This is a genomic window from Paenibacillus sp. JT22N1 (assembly GCF_059692155.1).
In genome coordinates this window covers 315,426-335,942 of record NZ_JCAUAW010000002.1, presented here as the reverse complement: position 1 = coordinate 335,942, position 20,517 = coordinate 315,426, and the positions used below count along the sequence as shown (strand labels likewise).

The following is a 20,517-nucleotide window of genomic DNA, read 5'->3' as shown; positions in this document are numbered from 1 at the left end:
TTACTTAAACTAAGGGGGACAGACATGCATGAAGTTGCACAAAAAATTAATGATCGTATATTTGGTGACCATTCTACTACCGATCGTAGGGTTAACGAATTACTTCCTTAATCAAATGTCAGACCTCATTATCCGGTACGTATCTGATTCTTATCAAAAGATATTAGTCCAATCCAACAACGGCATTTACTACAATATCCGATTCTATGAAAGCATTCTTGACAATTTAACAGTGTCGGAATCGGTTCAAAACGTACTTTCGGAACCCGAAGTATACCGGGAAAAAGGCGTTATTATCATGAACCGGGAAATCTCTCGTGTGGTCCGATTTATCCAAGCTTATCAGGCGACCGATGTCGAGAGCATCGAATTTTTCTCCACATCACCTGATGTCATGTCCGATGGCGTATACCTTTTTCCAGAGGATAGACTTCGAAGGGTTCTCGGCTTGAATGAGATACCGGACTCGAAGTTTTGGATACTTGAGCAGTATGACGGTAAATATTATTATGCGTTGGTGCGGCCGATTTACAGCATCGGGCAGTTTAAGAAAATTGGTTATATAAAGTTAACGATCCAGATCCCTTCCGTGACGTATGTGCAGGAAACGTTGGGCAACAAAGCTGACGCAAGCGGAAGCCTAATCATCGCAGACAGTAAGGGAACCATCATGTTTAACCCTGACACCGATCAACTTGGCAAACCGCTTCCACAGGAAATCGTTGAACAGACGAGTGAAGATCGAAGCTCCGAATCCGAACTGAACCTTCATATTCAGGGAACCGATTATGTTATGTGGTACCGCAAGCTCCAGAATGTTGACTGGACGATGTACCTACTTGTGCCCAAAGCGTCGATTCAATCCAAAGTGAATGAAATTCGGCAAACCATTTTGACAGTCAGTATCATTTGTATGATTATTTTCTCTTTTCTGACCTTGCTTATAACCCGTCAACTGACCCGCGGGATCCGACGTCTCCACGCCAAAGTATCTCGAGTTGGCAGGGGGGTGCTCTCTACGAGTCGCAGAGTCCATGTTAAAGGCGATGAGATTGATGAACTAGATCGTAATTTTGATAACATGCTTGATAATTTACGAGACCTCATTCACCAAAACTATGTGGAAAAACTGGAAAGAAGGGAAATGGAGCTCAATTTTTTACAAGCTCAAATTAATCCTCATTTCCTATACAATACATTGGATGCAATCAAGAACGAGATTGACATGGATGAGAAGCAGACAGCCATTGGCATGGTCGTAGCCCTAGCGGACCTCTTTCGAATATCGGTATCCAAGGGAAGTAACACCATCCGTTTCGAACAAGAAATTGATCACGCCAAATGTTATTTGAAAATTCTAGAAATCCGTTTCGGTGCGCGACATACGGTCGAATGGCAGATAGATCCGCAGATACCAAGTCTCTACACCTTGAAAATTATCCTTCAGCCTCTCCTGGAAAATGCGATCCAGCATGGGTTGAAGGGAATGGCGGCAGGCTCTGTAACCGTGATAGGCGAGCTCACAGAGCAGGCTGTCATCGTGACCGTTCGTGACAATGGCGTGGGGATGACGAAGTCGCAAGCAGAAACTTTACTAAGTGATCATTCGCCCAGCAAGGGCATCGGGTTGTACAACGTGAACAGTCGAATTCGGATGTATTTCGGCAGTGAGTATGGCTTGTCAATTAAGTCCGAGCCCGGGAAAGGAACGGAAGTTGTATTAACGCTGCCAGTGCTTGAGGGGGTTGAACATGTATAAGCTGCTTATTGTGGAAGACGAATTATCAACTCGCAAATGGTTCACTAAGGTTATTAATTGGGAGCAAAATGGTTTTGAAGTCATTGCGATTGCGGAGGATGGGCAGCAAGCGTGGGAAATCCTAAAGGAACGTCCTGAAGTGGACGTGGTGATGACCGATATCCGGATGCCCTATATGGATGGTTTGGAACTAACGGAGCGTATCCGATCGCTGCCGGGTGAACCTGTGGAAATTGTCATTCTTAGCGGTTTCGGGGAATTCGATTATGCACAGCAGGCCATTAAGCTTGACGTGCGCGATTATTTGCTGAAGCCTGTGACCAAAGAGCAATTAACAGAAGTATTCGAAACAATCGCGCGAAGACTGGATGAGCGTCATTTGCAGTCGACGAAAATACAATATGCCAATCAAATGCAGAAGGAGAAGGCATTGTTGGAAAAAGCGCAAATCTATGAGCGCTGGCTGACGCGTAAAGACATCCTGATCTCTCCAGAGCGGTGGTTCAATCAATTTGACGCTCAATTAGACATCGTGAATGGCTCATTTCTTATGCTTGTCGCGGAATTCGATGATTACACTAAGTTCACCGATAATTATAACGATGAAGACCAGAAACTATGCCGCTTCATCGTTCATAATATTTTGGATGAAATCTCTCACAATTACGGAGCGGTAGATTCTGTGCTGTTGCCGCCGAACCGTTATGTTTTCCTCCTTGAAGCCGGATCAGAAAGAGCGGTCGATAACAAAGCACTTCTTGCGGGCCATGCTTTCCAAGAGAGCTTAAACAAATATTTGCGGTTATTTAACGTTCAGCTTTCAGTAGGATGCAGTCAAAGATTCCAGGGTATTTCCAATGTTCCCGAGGCATATGATCAAGCTTTCAAGGCGCTTAGGCATAAATTTTTCGCGGGTAAAGGGTCTGTCAATCTTTTTCATCCATCACCGCAAGGACAAAACGAAGGCTTCTACCCGACTGAGCTTGAAAAGAGACTCATCATTGCCTTTAAGCAAGGCGACGAACAAGGGGGATATGGACTCTTTAACGAATTTCTGCGGAATTTGTGCAGCAGCGGGGAATCGGAGGATTCCATACGTTTCATCGTGGGCGAGATGCTCGTTAATCTGTTTCGTCAGCTCAGGGAAGTGAAATCTCTTCCTGTGACGAGCGAAGTCATGGAAATGTTTATAGAGGAAATCCGTTGTCAGGAAACGTATGTTGAGCTTACCGAGAAGGCAAAAGAGTTGATTCAGTTTATGCTGCAATCGATCGCCATCGAAGCCCTTTCTCTGTCACCCGTTTCCAAAGGCATTGAATACATGAAGATCAAGCTGTCTCGGAATATTTCTCTTCAGGAGGTTGCTGAATATGTGGGCATCAGCGCTTCATATTTCAGTACCTTATTTAAGCAAGAGAAGGGTTATAACTTCGTGGACTTTCTCGTTCGCCTTCGAATGGAGAAGAGCTTGGAACTGCTTGAACGAACGGCCTTAACCGTAGCTCAAGTTGGGGATGAGGTTGGTTATCAGAGTTACCGCTATTTTACAAAGGTATTCAAAGATTACTACGCGATGACGCCTACCCAATTCAGGGAAAAGCTCAAGATGACGTGACAATCAGAAAAATATGACAATTCCAAAGAAAGTGATACCTGATCATAAATATTTGGACTTACGGGTGGGTATTTACGCATGATATGATAAATATATCAAATGGAACCTATGAGTAAGTCCTATAAGGAGGTAAAACGCTTACAATGGAATCACTGACAAATTCTATGACTCAAGTTCAGCCCCGAAAACCGATGTCATTCAAGCGTTTGCTATGGAAACGCATCTGGCAGCATAAAGTATTTTACTTATTCATGCTGCCAGGCATCATTTGGTTCTTCATCTTTTCTTACGTTCCCCTATACGGAATTCAAGTGGCGTTTCGTAATTTTACATTCACCGGCGGCTTCTCAGGAAGTCCTTGGGCTGGCTTGAAATACTTTCGCCAATTCTTCGATTATTATCAATCAACAGAACTCATACGCAACACCATTGTGATCAGTTTATCAAAGCTTCTCATCGGTTTCCCAATGCCAATTATTCTCGCGATTCTTTTGAATGAAGTTCGCAGAGTGAAATTCAAAAAGGTTGTCCAGACCCTTTCCTACTTACCTTACTTCGTATCTTGGGTCGTAGTCGTGACGCTGATGCAGCGCCTCCTAACTCCGTATGGAGGACCGTTGAATGATCTGCTTGCCTCGCTTGGCTTGGAGCGCATTCAATTCCTGTACAATACGACATGGTTTTATCCCATGATATTGGGGTCTGATGTTTGGAAAAATATTGGATGGAACTCAATCATCTATATGGCGGCAATAGCTGGGATTGATCAGCAATTGTACGAAGCGGCGAAGATTGACGGCGCGAATCGTTTTCGGCAAATGTGGCATGTCACGCTCCCCGGCATTCGTAACATTGCTGTGATCCTCTTTATTCTTTCCGTCGGTGGCTTGATGAGCGCCGGGTACGAGCAATTGCTTCTCTTGAATGGGCCTGCAACAGCTCGAATTGGCAGCGTCCTCGACGTGCATGTTATCACTTCCGGTATTAGTGGAGGTCGACTAAGTTATGCGGCTGCTGTTGGTTTGTTCCAAAGCATTATAGGTCTGGTGATGATTCTTGTTGTCAACCGAATCGCTAAGAAATACAGCGATGTTTCCCTTTTTTAAAGCAAACGCTTACGAAGAAAGTTTGCTCACGAAGACGCTAAGGAAGTGATGAGATGAAGCGCAATTTTTCCTTGTTCAGCACACTAAATTATATCATCTTGGCGCTGATCGGTTTCTCGATGATCTACCCGTTCATTTACATTCTCGTATACTCACTTAACGATGGGAATGACTCCATGCAGGGAGCGCTATATTTCTGGCCCCGGCAGTTTACATTTGATAACTATGTGCAAGTGTTCGACAATCCTCGTATCTGGCAAGCTTACAAAATCACGCTGATGCGAACCATCCTCGGTACATTTCTACACGTGCTTTTGTGTACGCTTATGGCGTACGCATTGGCTAAGAAGACACTGCCGGGAAGAACGTTTTTCACTTTCTATATCTTTTTGCCTACGATCTTCAGCGCGGGTTTCATTCCTTACTTCATCACGCTGCAAAAGCTTCATTTGATCAACTCTTTCTGGGTGTATATCATTCCGATGTTATTCAACTTCATGCATATCGTCATCATCCGGACGTTCCTGCAGGGGATACCGGAAGAGCTGGACGAGTCGGCACGCATTGACGGATATGGCGATTTCACAATCTTCTTGAAAATTATCCTGCCCTTATCAGGTCCAGTGTTAGCAACAATAAGTTTGTTCATTGGTGTCGCACATTGGAATGATTGGTTTGCTGGGGCTTACTACGTATCTAACAAAAACCTGGTTCCTGTTCAAACGCTGCTGCAGCAAATGCTGACTGAAGCGGAAGCGCTCTCGAATTCGATGCAGCGGGCAGCTCAGCAAGGAGGCCAAACAATTAGCGTGAATCCAGCCGGTGCAACGCCCGAATCGTTACGGATGGCGCTCCTAGTTATCACCGTCTTCCCGATTTTGTGCATCTACCCATTCCTGCAAAAGTATTTTGTCAAAGGCGTCTTGCTAGGCTCCGTTAAGGGTTAGCTGTCCTCGATTTTGGGGGGCTTATCATATAAAAATGAAGGAGGGTTCTCATGAAAAAGAAATGGTCTAGAGGTGCTTCCGTTTTATTAGCATTAACACTTGCAGGTGGTTTAGTAGGTTGTACTCAGAAGGATGAGACGTCTCCAAGCCCAAGTGCAAATTCAAACACAAGTCCAAGCGCAACTGCCAAAACGGACACCAAGAAAGAGGTCACGCTTAAAGTTTTGCACAACTGGAATGGTTCCAGCGGTTCTGAGAGCGATATGAATGCCGTCGCCAAAGTGATCAAGGAGAAAACCGGGGTAACGGTTCAAATGGAATACACCAAAGGAAGTGAAGTGGAGAAAGTTAACACGATCTTCGCGACGCAGGACTTGCCAGATATATATACCGGACCGGCGTGGGGCGGGGAGCTGGATGGTATCATCAAAGCTGCCAAAGAGGGTCAACTCGTTGATCTCTCAAGCAAGCTGGCTAATTATCCCAACCTAGCCAAAGAAATCGCTAAGGAAAACGTACCGCCTGCGCTCTACGAGAAAGGAATCGACGCCTATGGTGGCAAAAAGTATTTGCTATATCAAAATCATCCTGCAACGGATAAGGATGCCATGGACTGGTTATACGGTTTCTATGTACGTAAGGACATTGCTGAAAAAGTAGGGGTAGATCCGCAGTCCGTAAAAACAAAGGACGACTTTTACAATTTCTTGAAGAAGATCAAAGATGCGGGCCTCAAAGAAAGCGGTCAACCCGTCATTCCACTCGGCGGCTTTCACAACGGTTGGGCTGTTAATATCGGCGATCAGATGTTTATGGGTTCTGGCTTCCTCGATAAAGGAGATGGCTCCCTAGAGAATAATTTCTTTACTAAAGCATACGAAGACTACACGTTATACTATCGGAAGCTGATTTCCCAAGGGTTGCTGGATTCCGAAGCGTTTACGCAGACGGATCCAATCGCGAATGAGAAAGTAAAGCAAGGGCGCGTAGCCGTTCTCGCAGCTCACTATCCAGCTATTCTTGATGCCTCCAAGGACTACGTCCAGTCTCACCCTGGCAGCGATTATGTGCCTGTAGGTCCACTGGAAAGAGCAGGCGCTGAAGCCAACCGTCCGGCCGATCTAGGCGTGCAAGGCAACAATGTGACTGTTATTACGAAGCAAGCTAAGGATGTGGATGCAGCCCTGCGCCTGCTGGATTTCCTAGCTTCTGATGAAGGCTTCATGCTTACTCGCTACGGCGTTCAAGGCGTTCATTGGGATATGCAGAACGGTAAACCGACAGCGAAAAAAGAATGGTTTGATAAGTTTGTGAATGACAAAACCGGGAAGTTGAAAAAGAACGAAGGGATCGGCGTCGGCTACGAAAGTTTAACTGGTCTGGACCGTACGAATTCCAAAGGTAACGGGGACATCTGGGCTGATCAGAATCGCATGGCAGCTTTAGAGAAAGCGCGTAAAATTTTACGCCCGAATGGCATTAAAGTCATCACAGCTTACAATCCTTGGGACGTTATTACGAAAGCCCCTCAATGGGAATCGCTTAAGCCATCCATGGATAAAACCAGTGACGTTTGGAAGGAAGCGATATTTGCCAAATCCGATGAGGCGGCACTCAAAATCATCAATGATTTACGCGGGCAGTTGGTAAAAACAGGCTATCGCGAAGCGATTAAATTCACGAATGATAATCTAAAAGGCAAAGAAGTGGTAAAACTTCAAATGCCAAACTAAAACTTAACAAGAGGCCGCTCTGGTGGCGAACGACGGGAGAGGCAATATGACTCTCCCGTTCTTGTTCTGCCGAGTGGGAACTCCTAGAGGAGGGATTACCTTTGTCGAGACCGGTATCGGATAGGAAGGAATGGACGGGTTTCCAAGAATCGCGTCCGTATGGGGCTAAGTACGATTTGCGCAGCGATTTTGTCATGGTGTATGGCATCTCGGATGACTTGGAGGAACGAATCGCCGGGTGGAAAGAAAAGGGCTACATCATCCACCTGATGACAGGAGTGTCATGGGGAGAATACCAAGACTATTTGTACGGAGAGTATGATGGCCGTGAACATTGGGACGAAGCTCAGACCAATCGCGCCGGCGACCACCTGCTGCACGGCAAAGACGTGCCTTATATGGTCCCAACGATTTCCTTCAGCGAGTACCTTGCTGCCGGAATTAAGCGGGCAATTGATAGTGGGGCCGAAGCCATTCATCTGGAGGAGCCGGAGTTTTGGGTAGCTGGCGGATATTCGGAAGCCTTCAAGCGGGAATGGCGCATCTTTTATCAGGAGCCGTGGATACCGCCTCATGAGTCGCCGGACGCGCAGTACCGGGCGTCTAAGTTGAAGGCGTATCTGTACTATCGTACACTAGATCGCTTATGTGCGCAGATGAAGGAATATGCGGAAGTTAATTATGGGCGTGCGATCCGTTTTTATGTGCCGACGCATAGTCTGATCAATTACACGCAGTGGCGGATAGTGAGTCCGGAAGCGCTACTCGTCAACATGCCAGCTTGCGACGGGTTTATTGCTCAAGTATGGACGGGGACATCTCGCACGCGCAATGTGTACAAAGGCATCCGTGAGGAGCGAACGTTCGAAACGGCATTCCTTGAATACGGCGTCATGCAAGAGCTCGTTCGCGGCACGGGCCGTGATATGTGGTTTCTGCATGATCCAATTGAGGACAATCCGAATTACACGTGGTCGGACTATAAGGTCAATTATGAAGATACAGTCGTGGCTTCTCTGCTTCATCCTTACGTAAACAATTACGAGATATGCCCTTGGCCGCGAAGAGTGTTCGAAGTTGCCTATCCGAAGGAAGACGGCAAGGGGAAAGAAATGATCCCGCCCGATTACGCGACCGAGCTGTTGACCGTTATGCACGTACTTCGTGACATGCACCGCCACGAGGAAATCACGTCCGATGAACAAACGGATGGAATCGGTCTCCTCCTTGCCAACTCAGCGATGTTCCAACGGGGAGACATTGAGTCGCAGTCAAATGAGGCTGACTTTCGTTACGATGGCACCATCAGTTCGCTAATTCTTCCTTCCGAGCATCACGAAGAGATGCTGAATTGGTCGGCATTCTATGGGCTGGCGCTGCCGCTTGTTAAGCATGGTATACCGCTTCGCCCGGTTCAGCTGGACAATTTGCTTCATTTCCCGGGGTATTTGGACGATTACCGGGTGCTCCTGCTCAGTTATGAATTCATGAAGCCGGAGCACGCCGGTCTTCATCAAGTTCTGTCGCAGTGGATACGAGAAGGAGGCTGCTTAATCTATGTAGGAGACGGCAGTGACCCGTACCACGGTGTCAAGGAATGGTGGAACCAAGGCGCTAGAGCCTACGAACGGCCAGATGATCACCTCTTCGAGGCCATTGGGATGGGGCGCCGCCCTGAGGATGGCGAGTACCGGGTAGGTCAAGGCGGTGTTATCGTCCACCGCGTACATCCAGCCCGACTGGCTGAAACCGAAGACGGCGCTAATTGGGTCCGCGAAAGTGTAAAGCGTGCACTAGCCATGCGCGGAGATGAGGAGCCTTTGCGTGAAAACCATTATCTTCAAATCCGTCGAGGTCCCTATGTCGCGACACGCGTCATGACGGAGTCGCTTACGGATCAAGCTGTCACCGTTCATGGCAGCTACATCGACCTTTTCGATGCTAGACTTGCTATTGTAAGCAATCCGGTTGTCGAACCAGGCAAGGGTAGTTTACTATATGACCTTGAGGCAGCTCCTGAACAGACTTCAACTGTCATCGTCAGTTCGTCGCGAATCCGTGACGAGGAACCCGTCGCAAATGGGAAGTTCCAGTTCGTCTCCGAGGCGCCTGCTGGAGTAACCGTTAGTACAAGACTTCAACTGACAGAGGAACCCCGTCTTGTCATCGCGGATGGTCATGAAGTTGTTGAACGAAGCTGGGAACCCGGAACTCGAACGCTTCTAATCCGCTATCCGGGTGTGCCAGAGGGGACACTCGTTACGGTCATTTTCGAAAAGGGATAATTTGTATGAGGATGGAAAACCTACTCTCAGGAAGGAAGGAGAGAGCAGGATGGACAACGAGAACATGAATCTTGTGAATACGCAGGATGTAGATGAAGCAGCCAACATGCAGGAGGAAATCTGCAATCCGGATTTTGATTTGATGCGCAACTATGCTAATCAGCTCAATGGTGAGATGGACGTTGATGAGAAAGACAATTGAAACCTATTGGCATGGTGTTTCGGCAGCAACGCATTAAAGAGAAGGCATTTCGCTATAAAGCGAGGTGCCTTTTTCGTATATGGTTGCTAGGTTAAGTTACTTAGTAGGTGAGTATCCTACGTGGGTATGTTGTAAAAAATGCAACAATTTCTGGCTAGATCCCGCCTTTTTCCCTTCGATGTTGCATAATGTACAACAATTTGGTCCTATTCAGGCCATTTCGTAACAAATGGGCTCAAAATGTTGTACAAAACGCAACTTTAGGGTATGAAACAGCCTTTACGCGTGTGTATTGTTGTAGAATTTACAACATTGCAACCCATATAGCCCATCTGACTCCACGTAGCTGCTGAACGACTTTAATGGACGAAGTAATCCGGTATTCCCGATTCATAATAACTGTTCAAAGCAAAGGGCATGACTTCCTCTAATATTTATTCTTTTGAAAACATAATTATGGACATGGCTCCTTTATGAAACCGGTCTTATGATGAAGTTATGAACACAATAACAACTTACGGGAGGTTTCATCATGGGTATCCGAATTCTGAATGAACAAGATTACTATCGAATCGTATATGGGGGATGGCTTGGGAAAAATATTGGGGGAACACTTGGTGCACCGGTAGAGGGCATTAAGGAGCTGCTAGAATTGACCTTTTATCCGGAGCTGCCGGACGGTCCTTTGGAGAACGATGATTTGGACTTACAATTGGTGTGGCTGCATGCTTTGGAGCAATACGGTCCGGGATTGACTGCGATCGAGCTTGGGCAGGAATGGTTGGAGCATATCTTTTTCCCATTCGATGAGTATGGTTACGCGCTTACGAATCTGAGAAGAGGTCTTCTTGCACCCGTTGCCGGATCATTCAACAATCCGTTCAATGAGTGTATGGGTTCGCCCATTCGTTCCGAAATCTGGGCCATGGCTGCACCTGGATCGCCAAGTACAGCGGCTCATTATGCTTATCAGGACGCCATTGTGGATCACGCCGGCGGGGAAGGGGTGTACGGGGAAATGTTTTTTGCCGCTCTCGAGAGCGCTATTTTCTACGAGAAGGATCGGGATCGCTTGATTGAGATCGGCATGACCTATATTCCTGAAAATTGCCGTACCGCCAAAGCATTGAAAGATCTGCTCCACTGGCATAAGGAAGGGAAGGATTGGCTCGAAGCGCGTTCGCTCATTTTGGAGCATCATGGCAACGATAACTTTACGGATGCCCCGCAAAATATTGCGTTTACCATACTTGGCTGGTTATATGGCGAGGATTTCGAAGATGCAATTTTGAAAGCGGTCAACTGCGGTTATGATACCGATTGTACAGCTGCTACACTGGGCGCTATATTAGGCATGCTGCTTGGTCCAGAAGGTTTGCCGGATAAATGGGTAAATCCAGTTGGTGATCGGATCGTCGTTAGCCCACCTATTAAAGGATTTCCCGCACCTAAGAACTTGGACGAGTTGACTCGACGCACCATCCGCATGGGCAAACAAATTCTTGCAGCTTGGGATACGGACATACTGGTGCATCCTGAGCTTCCGACATCCTTGAACCACCCCGTAGTAACGAACGAAACGGAAGAGAAAATAAGGGAGCTTTGGACGAGGAAGGTAACGGCTAATCACTACTTGCTGCCCCAAGGAACTCGTAACACTCCGGATGCTGAGCTTGAGATCGATTTCGGTCAGGAAGGTCCAGCCATTGGAATGAATCAGAAGAAGACGCTGCAATTCACGCTGACCAACCGTTCGTTAGTACCGATAGTAGGCAAAGTAGCATTAGAATTGCCCGAGGACTGGGAGGGGCCGAATTCACTTGAGGTAAGCCTACAACCTAATGAATCGATCGAATGGAATACAGAAATACGAGCTTCCGCGATCGCTAAGTCCAGTTATGAGCTTGCATTCGTTTGGACGAGATTTCATGACCAATCCGTATGGGCTGCTCAGAAGGTTCCCTTTTCGTTGGTAAACGCTTCAAAGTGGATGATTTGGGGACCGAACGGCAGCGAAGGGAAGGAAGTATATTTCCCAGGCAATCGTTTGGAATGGGAGAAGGAACTCGGTAGTGAGGACGATGGCTTGTACCGTGCTCAAACGAAGCTCTTCAACCCAAGTGAGAGAAAGATTCGTCTCATTGCAGCTGCAAGAGGTCCTATCGTATTGAAACTAAACGGTCAGATCGTCATTGAATGTAAAGAAACGTTGGAATTCATGCCAGCTTATCATCGAGCTCCGCAAGAACAAGTGATTGAAATGACACTAGCTGCAGGAAGCTATGACATTGAAGTTGAGGCATTAAGGAATGGTTCTCCATTAGAGGTGTATATCTTGCCGGTGGCGATTCTTAACACAACACTACCTGGCCCCCATTATTACTTTACAGATATTTTGTTTGGGTGACCTATGAGAATTGATGCGCATCAGCACTATTGGAAAACGGAACGCGGAGACTATGGTTGGCTGACCGCTGAGCAGGGTATTTTATTTGCAGACTATATGCCGGAGCAGCTGCAGGATTCGTTGGAGCGCTATCACTTCGAACGCACGATTGTCGTGCAAGCTGCGCCGACGCTGGAGGAAACGCAATTCTTGCTCTCTTTGTATGATGAGTATGAAAGTATAGCTGGAGTGGTCGGTTGGCTAGATCTAGATTCACCGCTATTTAGCGAGCAATATGCTAAGTTTCGAGGGTATAAAGGGTTTGTTGGCTTTCGTCCAATGCTTCAGGACCTGCCGGATTCATGGATACTTCGACCGCAAGTCATGCAAAATATAAAGCAGCTGGTCAAGGATGATTTTCCGCTTGATTTACAGCTTAGACCACGGCATCATCCTTATATATTGGAGGCGTTTCGAAGCTTTCCGACACTTCGGGCAGTAGTCGATCATGCGGCAAAGCCTTTTATCGCTGGACGCATCTTCGAACCGTGGAAGACGGAGATGGCCGAACTGGCTGCATTTCCTAATGTCATGTGCAAGCTGTCAGGACTAGTAACAGAAGCCGACCAGCTAGCTTGGAACTGGATGGATCTGGTTCCTTATGTGCATCATGTGATCGAAGTGTTTGGCACAGATCGGGTGATGTTTGGCAGCGATTGGCCAGTATGTCTAACTACTTGCAGCTATGATGAGGTTTATTTGGCTTTACTGAACGCACTGCCCTCCAACCTGTCTAGTGAGGATCATTCAGCTATCTTTGGAGGTAATGCAGCACGATTTTATCAATTATTGTAGGCTTGATCCTATAGAGCTCTTGTGGTCGTTTAATGACCGCAAGGGCTTTTTTGCATTTGTTGAACTCGCCATATACCAATATCGCATAAAAAGGCGCTAATTAAAGGCTTATCTCCTATGTGCTAAGTCATTTTTTGAAGAAAACGACAAAGTTTGAAATATACGAATGCCAGCTAACGGGCTAAAGTTGTGGATATCAGGCAGATGCTAGTAGGCAACTGGTAACGAACGAGGGAGTGGGCAAATGAAAACATTTAATAAAAGCTTCAGTATTACATTACTTGCTTTACCGGGGATTGTTTTAATATTTATTTTTAATTATGTGCCCTTATATGGACTGCTTCTTCCATTCAAGAATTACCGATTTGATCTGGGAATCTGGAATAGTCCGTGGGTAGGATTAGACAACTTTCAGTTTCTATTTAATGGTAATGCCATACAGAGAGCATTGCGCAATACGATTCTCTACAATCTGGTCTTCATCTCGCTGGGAACGTTCGTTTCTGTTGTAATGGCTTTAATGCTTAGGGAGATCAGCAGGAAATTTGTGAGAGTCTACCAGACCGTGTTATTTATTCCTTATTTCATCTCATGGGTCGTGACCGGATTTGCCTTCCGCGCGCTCTTCGATATGGACTATGGGGTGGTTAACAAGGGACTTGCGATGTTGGGAGAAACGCCGATCATGTGGTACAACGAGCCGAAGTACTGGCCGTTCATTCTCGTCATTGTGTCCATTTGGAAAGGACTCGGGTACGGTGCGGTTATTTACTACGCGGCTTTAATGGGCGTGGACGCAGAGTACTATGAAGCGGCAAAAATAGATGGTGCCGGAAAGCTGCGGCAGGCGTTATCTATCTCCATTCCGATGATCAAGCCAATCATATTCATATTGGTCATTCTGCAGATTGGAAGAATTTTTTACAGTGATTTCGGCTTATTCTTTAACGTGACACTGAATTCTTCCCAACTTTATCCGACCACGGATGTGATCGACACCTTTGTATATCGGTCACTGATCGATTTGGGAGATATCGGAATGGCTTCAGCGGCAGGCTTCTTCCAATCTACTGTCGGATTTATCTTGGTATTGTTAACCAATTATATGGCAAAAAAATTCAATCCTGAAAATTCATTGTTTTAAGGAGAATGTAACATGAATCAACCACAGACTTCGATCTCTAATTCTACAAGTTCTTCTCGTTCTACATTATCATCCCGTTCAAGATTTTCCCTAGGGCGTTTCAGTATCCACAGTGTTTTTATCTTGGTGTGCATAGCTTGCTTATATCCATTTTTGATCATTGTAGGAACATCATTTCAGAGTGAAAATGACATTCTTACTTACGGATACTCGATCATCCCAAAGCATTTCGATCTAACAGCGTATCGTGTGATTTTACACAATCCCGCAGTTTTACTGCAATCTTACCTAGTGACGTTTTCTACAACAGTGTTTGGGACGTTGGCGGGTTTGTGGATTACAACTAGTTTTGCTTTCGCTATTTCTAGAAAAGATTATCCATATCGAAAACAGCTTTCTTTCTATATCTTTTTCACGATGCTGTTTCAGGGCGGTTTGGTTCCTTCTTACATTCTGATGGTGAGCTGGCTTGGTCTCAAAAATAGTGTACTGGCGCTTATTCTTCCGTTCTTGATCACTGGGTGGCATGTCTTGTTGATGAAGGGATTTCTGCAATCGCTTCCGGATGCTCTATTCGAATCAGCCAAATTGGACGGGGCATCGGAGTTTACCATCTTCACCCGGATTGTTATTCCGCTTTCCAAACCGGCGCTTGCGACACTTGGATTGTTTCTGGTCTTGGAATATTGGAACGACTGGTGGCTCACTCTGCTTTATATCGATGATGAAAGTAAGATGAAGCTGCAATATCTGTTGATTCGCGTTCTGCGAAATCTGGAGTTTCTGAATAGTGCAGAAGCCATGCAGTACGGTCTGGTTAAACCGGGACAGCAGGTGCCGAGTCTGGGTGCGCGAATGGCAATGTGTATGCTGGCTGCCGGGCCGATGTTGGTGGTATTTCCGTTCTTCCAAAAATATTTTGTACAGGGTCTGACGGTAGGCGCAGTCAAAGGGTAACATCAGTACATGGTTATTCATCCATGTCTCTGTTATATATAGATAATAACATTCAGCTTAGGGAGGTTTTATTAGTGAGTCATGAAAAAAGCAAAGTAAGGAAAACGCTGAATGGAATCCTTTCGATGGGTCTGGTCGGCACAGTTGTTCTAAGTGGTTGCAGTTCGAATACGAAAGAGGCGGGTGCAAGCGCGAGTCCATCGCAAGCAACGCCCAAAGCATCGGAAGTGGCTAGTTCTACGAAAGATTTTGTTAATCTGAGCTGGTATATGCGCAAACCGATCGATACGGAGAAAGATCAGGAAGCCATTGAGGCGGAAGCCAACAAAATCATCAAAGGCAGCATTAATGCGAATCTGCACATGAATTTCATCGACAATGCGAGTTGGGAAGACAAGATGAAATTGATGTCAGCTTCAGGCGAAGCGTACGATATTGTATTTACAGCAAACTGGACCAATCCTTTTGACCTTAACGTGCAGAAAGGCGCCTTTTTGCCGCTTGATGATTTGCTGAAGAAATACGGACAGGACATTCTCAAGAAAGTAGAAGAGCGAGCTTGGAAAGCGGTTACAGTTAATGGGAAGATCATGGCTATTCCCAGTCAATCTCCTTTCTCTACACCTTCCAGCTTTGTTTTCAAAAAGGATTTGGCGACCAAGTACAATCTGGATCATAAACAGGTAAAAACCATTCAAGATTTAGCGCCTTACCTGGAAACGATTAAAAAGAATGAACCGAACATAACCCCACTTCTTGTGACCAAAACGGTTCTGGCTCCAGCAATGTACGTTCCTGATTATACGCTAATAACCAAAGGTATATCTTACGATGAAAAGAACAGTAAAGTTATTTGGGAACTGGACATTCCTCAATATATTAACAACTATAGAACGATTCGCGAGTATTATCAGAAAGGCTATATAGCCAAAGACGCCGCGATCAAAACAGATTATGCGGCTGAAGCGAAGTCTGGCAAATACGCGGTCATGCGCGATTCTGGCGGTTATACGGAGGATGGCTCGAAATCTACAGCGCTTTTTGGTTATCCAACCGTGGAATCGTTCGCCTATTCCCCAATCATTGGAACCGGTCATATGTTGGGCGCCGCATCGGCGATAAGCAAAACGTCCAAAAACCCGGAAAGAGCGATGCAACTGCTCAATTTGGTATGGAAAGATAAGAAGCTCTCCAATACGCTCGCTTATGGATTAGACGGAAAGAACTATACGATTAAATCGGGCGCTGGAACAGATAATCCTTCCATCGAAGCGAAGAGCGGTGCGGAGCAAACATGGGCGATCTGGCACAACTGGTTAGGGCCGCTATGGGATCAATGGGATTCTAACTGGAACACGACGGCGTCGCTTGCACAAATGCAGAAAAATAACAAGGAAGCGAAAACTTCCGCAACGTTAGGATTTCTTTTTAATGGAGAAGCAGTTAAGTCGGAAACCGCACAAGTGAATGCCGTATATGCCGAAATGTTTCCTATTCTGAATACAGGCTCGATGCCTGATTATGACAAGTTCCTTGCTGATATGAAGCAGCGCTTGAAGGATGCGGGAATGGAGAAAATTGTAGCGGAGGTGCAGAAGCAGCTAGACGCCTGGAAAGCGCAAAATAAGTAAATCTTCTAAGACACTGACGATGTCCTCTCTTTCTTGTGGAGGCCATCGTCAGAATTTTTCAAGACATAGAATATACTTCGTCGAACAGGATTTCTGCCAACGTCCGCCAATGGAAAGTGTCAAAATGAGTATCGACTACTTGAAATCAATCGGTGTTGCGTAAATGGTTGATTTGATTTTTTAACGCATACTCTTTGGGTGTGGCTCCGAAACGTTTCTTAAATAAGCTAAAGAAATACGTTTCGTTTAATACACCAACTTTTTCAACGACTTCACGTACGCTAATCCCGCTTTCAGCTAGCAGTTCTGCAGCTTTCGTCAATCTTGTCTCATTGATGAAATCGGCGACCGATACAGACATGTCTTCTTTGAACAGATTACCGAGACGTCTTGAAGTTATTTTCATCATCGAAGCGATCGAAGCTAGACATAGAGATGGATCGTAGTAATGCGTCCGAATGTAGTCAATAACCGCTTCTACGACATAATGGTTTAATTTATTCGTTGATTCGGAGGCTTCACCTTGAAACGAGTCTTTGATTGATCCGAGCATCGTTTCGTATATGTCGTTTATGGTCTCTTTCTCCATCAGATGAAGCGAGAGGGAGGAGAGGTCGATTAGTAACGACGGTGTTACTGAGTCTGTGCTGGATTCGAGTGTTATCTTTGTCAGCTCTACGAGCCGAAACGTCGAAACAAGCGCATTGGAATAATTGAGTTCAGTGACCTCTTTGAACAGTAATTTCATTGTTTCTTCGATTACCATCAAGTCGCGTTTGCGCAGGGCTTCCTGTAGATGCACCTCCAGTTGTTTAGAATAACCCGTTTTTCTGCTTCCCTCGTTATGTCGGAAGGTATTGGTATCGATAATCGATTGGTGTCCAAAAATAAATCGGTAAATAGATTGATCCAGTGCTTTATTGTAGACGGTGTGTAGGGATTGGATATTGTCAGTTTTAGCACTTATGGAAGCTGTAAAAGTAATTTTATAAAAACGATTCACAAATTGTTGGGCTTCTTTTAAAAGTGAGATCATGTCAGGTTCGAATTGTTCTTCTGGAGGTACGCTGACGATGATAACGACATGATCATCCTTTAAATCCAGTCCTTCGTTGATATAGGATTTGGAAACCAATTCGGAAACGATGTTAATCATGGCGAAGCGAATGGTTTCTTTATCTTTGGTGGAGAAGCTTTGCTGAAAATGTTTGTAGTTGTCGATTTTTAATAACAAGACAGCGTAGGAATGGTTTAACGGTAAAGCGATTTTCATTTCACGAAACATACTTGCCATTTCAACATTTCCTATATGTAAGCTTTCCGTGAGCAATCGATTTAGCCAGTAATGCTTCATTACGTCTCTGTATTGATATCTTTCTTTATCATAGAGGTTCAATTGCTCCATTGATTGCTTATAGACAAAGTCCAAGTAAGATATTTCGTCGCGGATTTCTTCCTTTTCGAACTGATGTGCGCGTCCAGATGAAATGGTGCTCACCAAATTTCCGATTGGACTATAGATCTTTCGGGAAACGCTTACAGAAATTACAACGGCCATCGCAAGGAAAATCAATGTAATAACCATGATACTGGTCTTAAAACTGTCTATATATCCGTATACCTCCAGGGTAGGTTGAATTTTCAATAAGGTCATACTGATGCTATCGATATACGAGTATGTAACCAAGAACTGCGTCTCCTTGAAGCTGCTTTTAAAGAAACCTTCCGTTTCTACTAGAGAATGGGAAATCTTATATTGCATAAACTCATTTTTCAACCAATTTAATTTATCGCTTTGTTCTATACCTTCATCCACATAATCGCCATGCTGGTCGAGGATAAATATATTATCTCCCTTTTGACTATTGATCATATTGATTTGTTTGATGTTTTCAAGCAGCCATGCGGGTTTGACATTGATTACCACTGCACCGCTCGGTATTTGTTGATTCATTGTTGTTTCATACATGAAATAGGAGAATACAGGCTCACTTTCCGTTTTTCCATTCACCACCTTGTGAATATCGCGGAAAACTGGTTTCAATATGGGTATCAGTCGATCGGAATGAAATAAATCGAATAACATCGGATCATCGAAAAAAACAGGCGAACCTGCATTGTAAAATTGATTGAGCTTTTGATTATAAATGCTTATGGAATGAACATATTGATTAGCGGATGTTACGGAATTGCCAACGTTATTGATACGGGTGATCACATTGACCATATCTTCCTTTTCCGCATACATAATGGCATTTACATCACTGTTTAAATAAAGGGATTGCGTGAGCCTGCTGATGGTCTCATTCATGAGATTCGTATTGTACTTGACTTGATACAGTATTTTTTTGCTATTGTCATATTCCTTGTTAATCATCAAATTTTGCGCATTTAAATAAATGACGACAGAAAGGATACCTACGATCAACAGAACGGATGCGCTGCCCCACAATACCATTTTCAATAATAAGCCTTTGGCTCTCAAAAGTGTTCTTAGTTTCATGGTATTCTGTTTCTCCTTTACACCTAGTACCTTGTAGAAGTGAGAATAACTCAGGATTCTGTAAAAGTAAACACTTATTCAAAAGTCAAAGACATCGACATAATTCATAGCTTTGATTCAATAGAAATCGTAGAATTTTTCAAATAAATGTAGCAAGGTTCATTGTATCAAATGAGATGGTTCATTAAACTTTACGTACGAAGGAAAGTACGTAAAAACGATTTGTTTCTAAGAATTAAGGCATGGATCAGTTTGACGATCTTGAGAGGGAGAAAGGTGAGAGGAATGGACATTAACCAACATCGAAACGGCTTGTCAAAGGTATGGAATAAACTCGAACAGGGGCATTTGACGATAGGTTTTATCGGAGGGTCCATTACGGAGGATGGGAGAGCTGCGCACAATTGGCCCGAGCCCGTCACGCGTTGGTTCGTTGAATCATTCCCGCATGCTCGCATAGCGGTAGAAAATGCAGCTATCGGCGCAACGGGAAGCGACCTTGCTGTGTTCCGGGCAGACCGCGATTTGATTGATCGTGCGTGTGATCTGGTTATTATCGAATTTGCAGTGAATGACAATGGGACTCCTTCCGAGAGGAGAATGCGGGCAAGAGAAGGGTTGATCCGCAAGCTCTTGGCGGAGGGACGAAGCAATCTCGTAATCGTTTACACGTATTGCCAAGACATGTACGATGTGATGTCCCACAGCGAGGTACCTGCTTCGATCCTAGAGTTTGAACAATTGGCAGAACATTACGGAATCAGTTCAGTTTGGATGGGACTGCATGCATGGAACGAAGTAAAGAAAGGGCGGATGACCTGGGACGAATGGTTACCGGACGGCCTCCATCCTACCCACCGAGGCAGCTTGAGCTACGGTCAGAGTGTGATCTCCTTTTTGGAAAGAGAGCGGATAACTGTACCAAGCTCAGAAAGAGTCGGCAAGGAGAAGCCACTTCCGCTCAATCCATGTCACTGGGAGAACACACAACTGCTGCCTTTTGAAGATGTGCAGTTGGAAGGACCATGGACGATTAGACGATCGACTGCTGTTCTGCCAAGGGTGGATAGGGTCTTGAGTACATCGGCTATAGGAGCAAAGCTATCATTTTCATTTATAGGAAGGGGGGTGGCACTGGCTTTCGATTTCGGTAAAAAGTCTGCGGAGTTCAGGTATCGGCTGGATGGAGCAGATGCCATCACTACCTGCCGGCAAAGACCGGATTGGTGCGGAGACGGAGGATGGTTTCAAATCTACTGGATAGCCGATGAGCTAAAGGAGGGAACGCACCATATCGAACTGGAGGTTGTCCATGGAAACCGTTTGGACTGCAAGGGGACGAATTTTCATTTGGGGCTAATTGGGATTTTGAAATGAAGAGAGGAATGTGATTA

Annotated in this window: 14 protein-coding genes; 13 read left to right on the top strand and 1 reads right to left on the bottom strand. The window is 45.3% G+C overall.

Features of this window, described 5'->3' with window-relative positions; all coding sequences use genetic code 11:
• Positions 1 to 28 precede the first annotated feature (28 nt).
• From AC58UU_RS05160 to AC58UU_RS05105, 12 genes are all read left to right on the top strand, one after another.
• Positions 29 to 1,759 (top strand): sensor histidine kinase, encoded by a 1,731-nt coding sequence (locus AC58UU_RS05160; protein WP_497313617.1) that lies wholly within the window; start codon positions 29 to 31, stop codon positions 1,757 to 1,759.
• A complete protein-coding gene (locus tag AC58UU_RS05155; RefSeq protein ID WP_497313615.1) occupies positions 1,752 to 3,374 on the top strand; it encodes a response regulator in 1,623 nt (540 codons plus the stop codon). The genes AC58UU_RS05160 and AC58UU_RS05155 overlap by 8 nt, the downstream gene beginning before the upstream one ends.
• A gap of 143 nt (positions 3,375 to 3,517) precedes the next feature.
• Positions 3,518 to 4,480, top strand: a complete 963-nt coding sequence (locus AC58UU_RS05150) for an ABC transporter permease (protein WP_497313613.1) — start codon at positions 3,518 to 3,520, stop codon at positions 4,478 to 4,480.
• 53 nt (positions 4,481 to 4,533) lie between these two features.
• Positions 4,534 to 5,427, top strand: coding sequence for a carbohydrate ABC transporter permease (locus tag AC58UU_RS05145; RefSeq protein WP_497313611.1), 894 nt, complete (start codon positions 4,534 to 4,536; stop codon positions 5,425 to 5,427).
• Positions 5,428 to 5,477: 50 nt separating this feature from the next.
• Positions 5,478 to 7,160: a type 2 periplasmic-binding domain-containing protein gene (locus tag AC58UU_RS05140; RefSeq protein WP_497313610.1), complete on the top strand. Its 1,683-nt coding sequence runs from the start codon at positions 5,478 to 5,480 to the stop codon at positions 7,158 to 7,160.
• 101 nt (positions 7,161 to 7,261) lie between these two features.
• Entirely contained in the window at positions 7,262 to 9,445 is a 2,184-nt protein-coding gene (locus AC58UU_RS05135; RefSeq protein ID WP_497313608.1) for a hypothetical protein, read from the top strand.
• A gap of 49 nt (positions 9,446 to 9,494) precedes the next feature.
• Positions 9,495 to 9,647 carry a hypothetical protein gene (locus AC58UU_RS05130; protein ID WP_497313607.1) on the top strand — a complete coding sequence of 51 codons (153 nt, stop codon included), beginning with the start codon at positions 9,495 to 9,497 and terminating at the stop codon, positions 9,645 to 9,647.
• A gap of 532 nt (positions 9,648 to 10,179) precedes the next feature.
• Positions 10,180 to 12,054, top strand: coding sequence for an ADP-ribosylglycohydrolase family protein (locus tag AC58UU_RS05125; RefSeq protein WP_497313605.1), 1,875 nt, complete (start codon positions 10,180 to 10,182; stop codon positions 12,052 to 12,054).
• A gap of 3 nt (positions 12,055 to 12,057) precedes the next feature.
• Entirely contained in the window at positions 12,058 to 12,888 is an 831-nt protein-coding gene (locus AC58UU_RS05120; RefSeq protein ID WP_497313603.1) for an amidohydrolase family protein, read from the top strand.
• Between the two features lie 244 nt (positions 12,889 to 13,132).
• Positions 13,133 to 14,032 (top strand): ABC transporter permease, encoded by a 900-nt coding sequence (locus tag AC58UU_RS05115; protein WP_497313601.1) that lies wholly within the window; start codon positions 13,133 to 13,135, stop codon positions 14,030 to 14,032.
• Between the two features lie 12 nt (positions 14,033 to 14,044).
• On the top strand, positions 14,045 to 14,989 hold the full coding sequence (locus AC58UU_RS05110; RefSeq protein ID WP_497313599.1) for a carbohydrate ABC transporter permease: 945 nt from the start codon (positions 14,045 to 14,047) through the stop codon (positions 14,987 to 14,989).
• Between the two features lie 74 nt (positions 14,990 to 15,063).
• Positions 15,064 to 16,620 carry a DUF3502 domain-containing protein gene (locus tag AC58UU_RS05105; protein WP_497313597.1) on the top strand — a complete coding sequence of 519 codons (1,557 nt, stop codon included), beginning with the start codon at positions 15,064 to 15,066 and terminating at the stop codon, positions 16,618 to 16,620.
• Between the two features lie 145 nt (positions 16,621 to 16,765).
• Here the strand turns inward: AC58UU_RS05105 and AC58UU_RS05100 are convergent, their stop codons facing one another.
• Positions 16,766 to 19,123, bottom strand: coding sequence for a helix-turn-helix domain-containing protein (locus AC58UU_RS05100; RefSeq protein WP_497313595.1), 2,358 nt, complete (start codon positions 19,121 to 19,123; stop codon positions 16,766 to 16,768).
• 285 nt (positions 19,124 to 19,408) lie between these two features.
• Here AC58UU_RS05100 and AC58UU_RS05095 point away from each other — a divergent pair, with 285 nt between their 5' ends.
• Positions 19,409 to 20,500, top strand: a complete 1,092-nt coding sequence (locus AC58UU_RS05095; RefSeq protein WP_497313594.1) for an SGNH/GDSL hydrolase family protein — start codon at positions 19,409 to 19,411, stop codon at positions 20,498 to 20,500.
• The last annotated feature ends 17 nt before the right edge of the window (positions 20,501 to 20,517 follow it).

What these genes read in the sequence shown, in the direction of transcription:
- AC58UU_RS05160 (WP_497313617.1), top strand. Translation starts at nt 29, where the DNA reads ATGAAGTTGCACAAAAAATTAATGATCGTATATTTGGTGACCATTCTA.
- AC58UU_RS05155 (WP_497313615.1), top strand. Translation starts at nt 1,752, where the DNA reads ATGTATAAGCTGCTTATTGTGGAAGACGAATTATCAACTCGCAAATGG.
- AC58UU_RS05150 (WP_497313613.1), top strand. Translation starts at nt 3,518, where the DNA reads ATGGAATCACTGACAAATTCTATGACTCAAGTTCAGCCCCGAAAACCG.
- AC58UU_RS05145 (WP_497313611.1), top strand. Translation starts at nt 4,534, where the DNA reads ATGAAGCGCAATTTTTCCTTGTTCAGCACACTAAATTATATCATCTTG.
- AC58UU_RS05140 (WP_497313610.1), top strand. Translation starts at nt 5,478, where the DNA reads ATGAAAAAGAAATGGTCTAGAGGTGCTTCCGTTTTATTAGCATTAACA.
- AC58UU_RS05130 (WP_497313607.1), top strand. Translation starts at nt 9,495, where the DNA reads ATGGACAACGAGAACATGAATCTTGTGAATACGCAGGATGTAGATGAA.
- AC58UU_RS05125 (WP_497313605.1), top strand. Translation starts at nt 10,180, where the DNA reads ATGGGTATCCGAATTCTGAATGAACAAGATTACTATCGAATCGTATAT.
- AC58UU_RS05120 (WP_497313603.1), top strand. Translation starts at nt 12,058, where the DNA reads ATGAGAATTGATGCGCATCAGCACTATTGGAAAACGGAACGCGGAGAC.
- AC58UU_RS05115 (WP_497313601.1), top strand. Translation starts at nt 13,133, where the DNA reads ATGAAAACATTTAATAAAAGCTTCAGTATTACATTACTTGCTTTACCG.
- AC58UU_RS05110 (WP_497313599.1), top strand. Translation starts at nt 14,045, where the DNA reads ATGAATCAACCACAGACTTCGATCTCTAATTCTACAAGTTCTTCTCGT.
- AC58UU_RS05100 (WP_497313595.1), bottom strand. Translation starts at nt 19,123, where the DNA reads ATGAAACTAAGAACACTTTTGAGAGCCAAAGGCTTATTATTGAAAATG.
- AC58UU_RS05095 (WP_497313594.1), top strand. Translation starts at nt 19,409, where the DNA reads ATGGACATTAACCAACATCGAAACGGCTTGTCAAAGGTATGGAATAAA.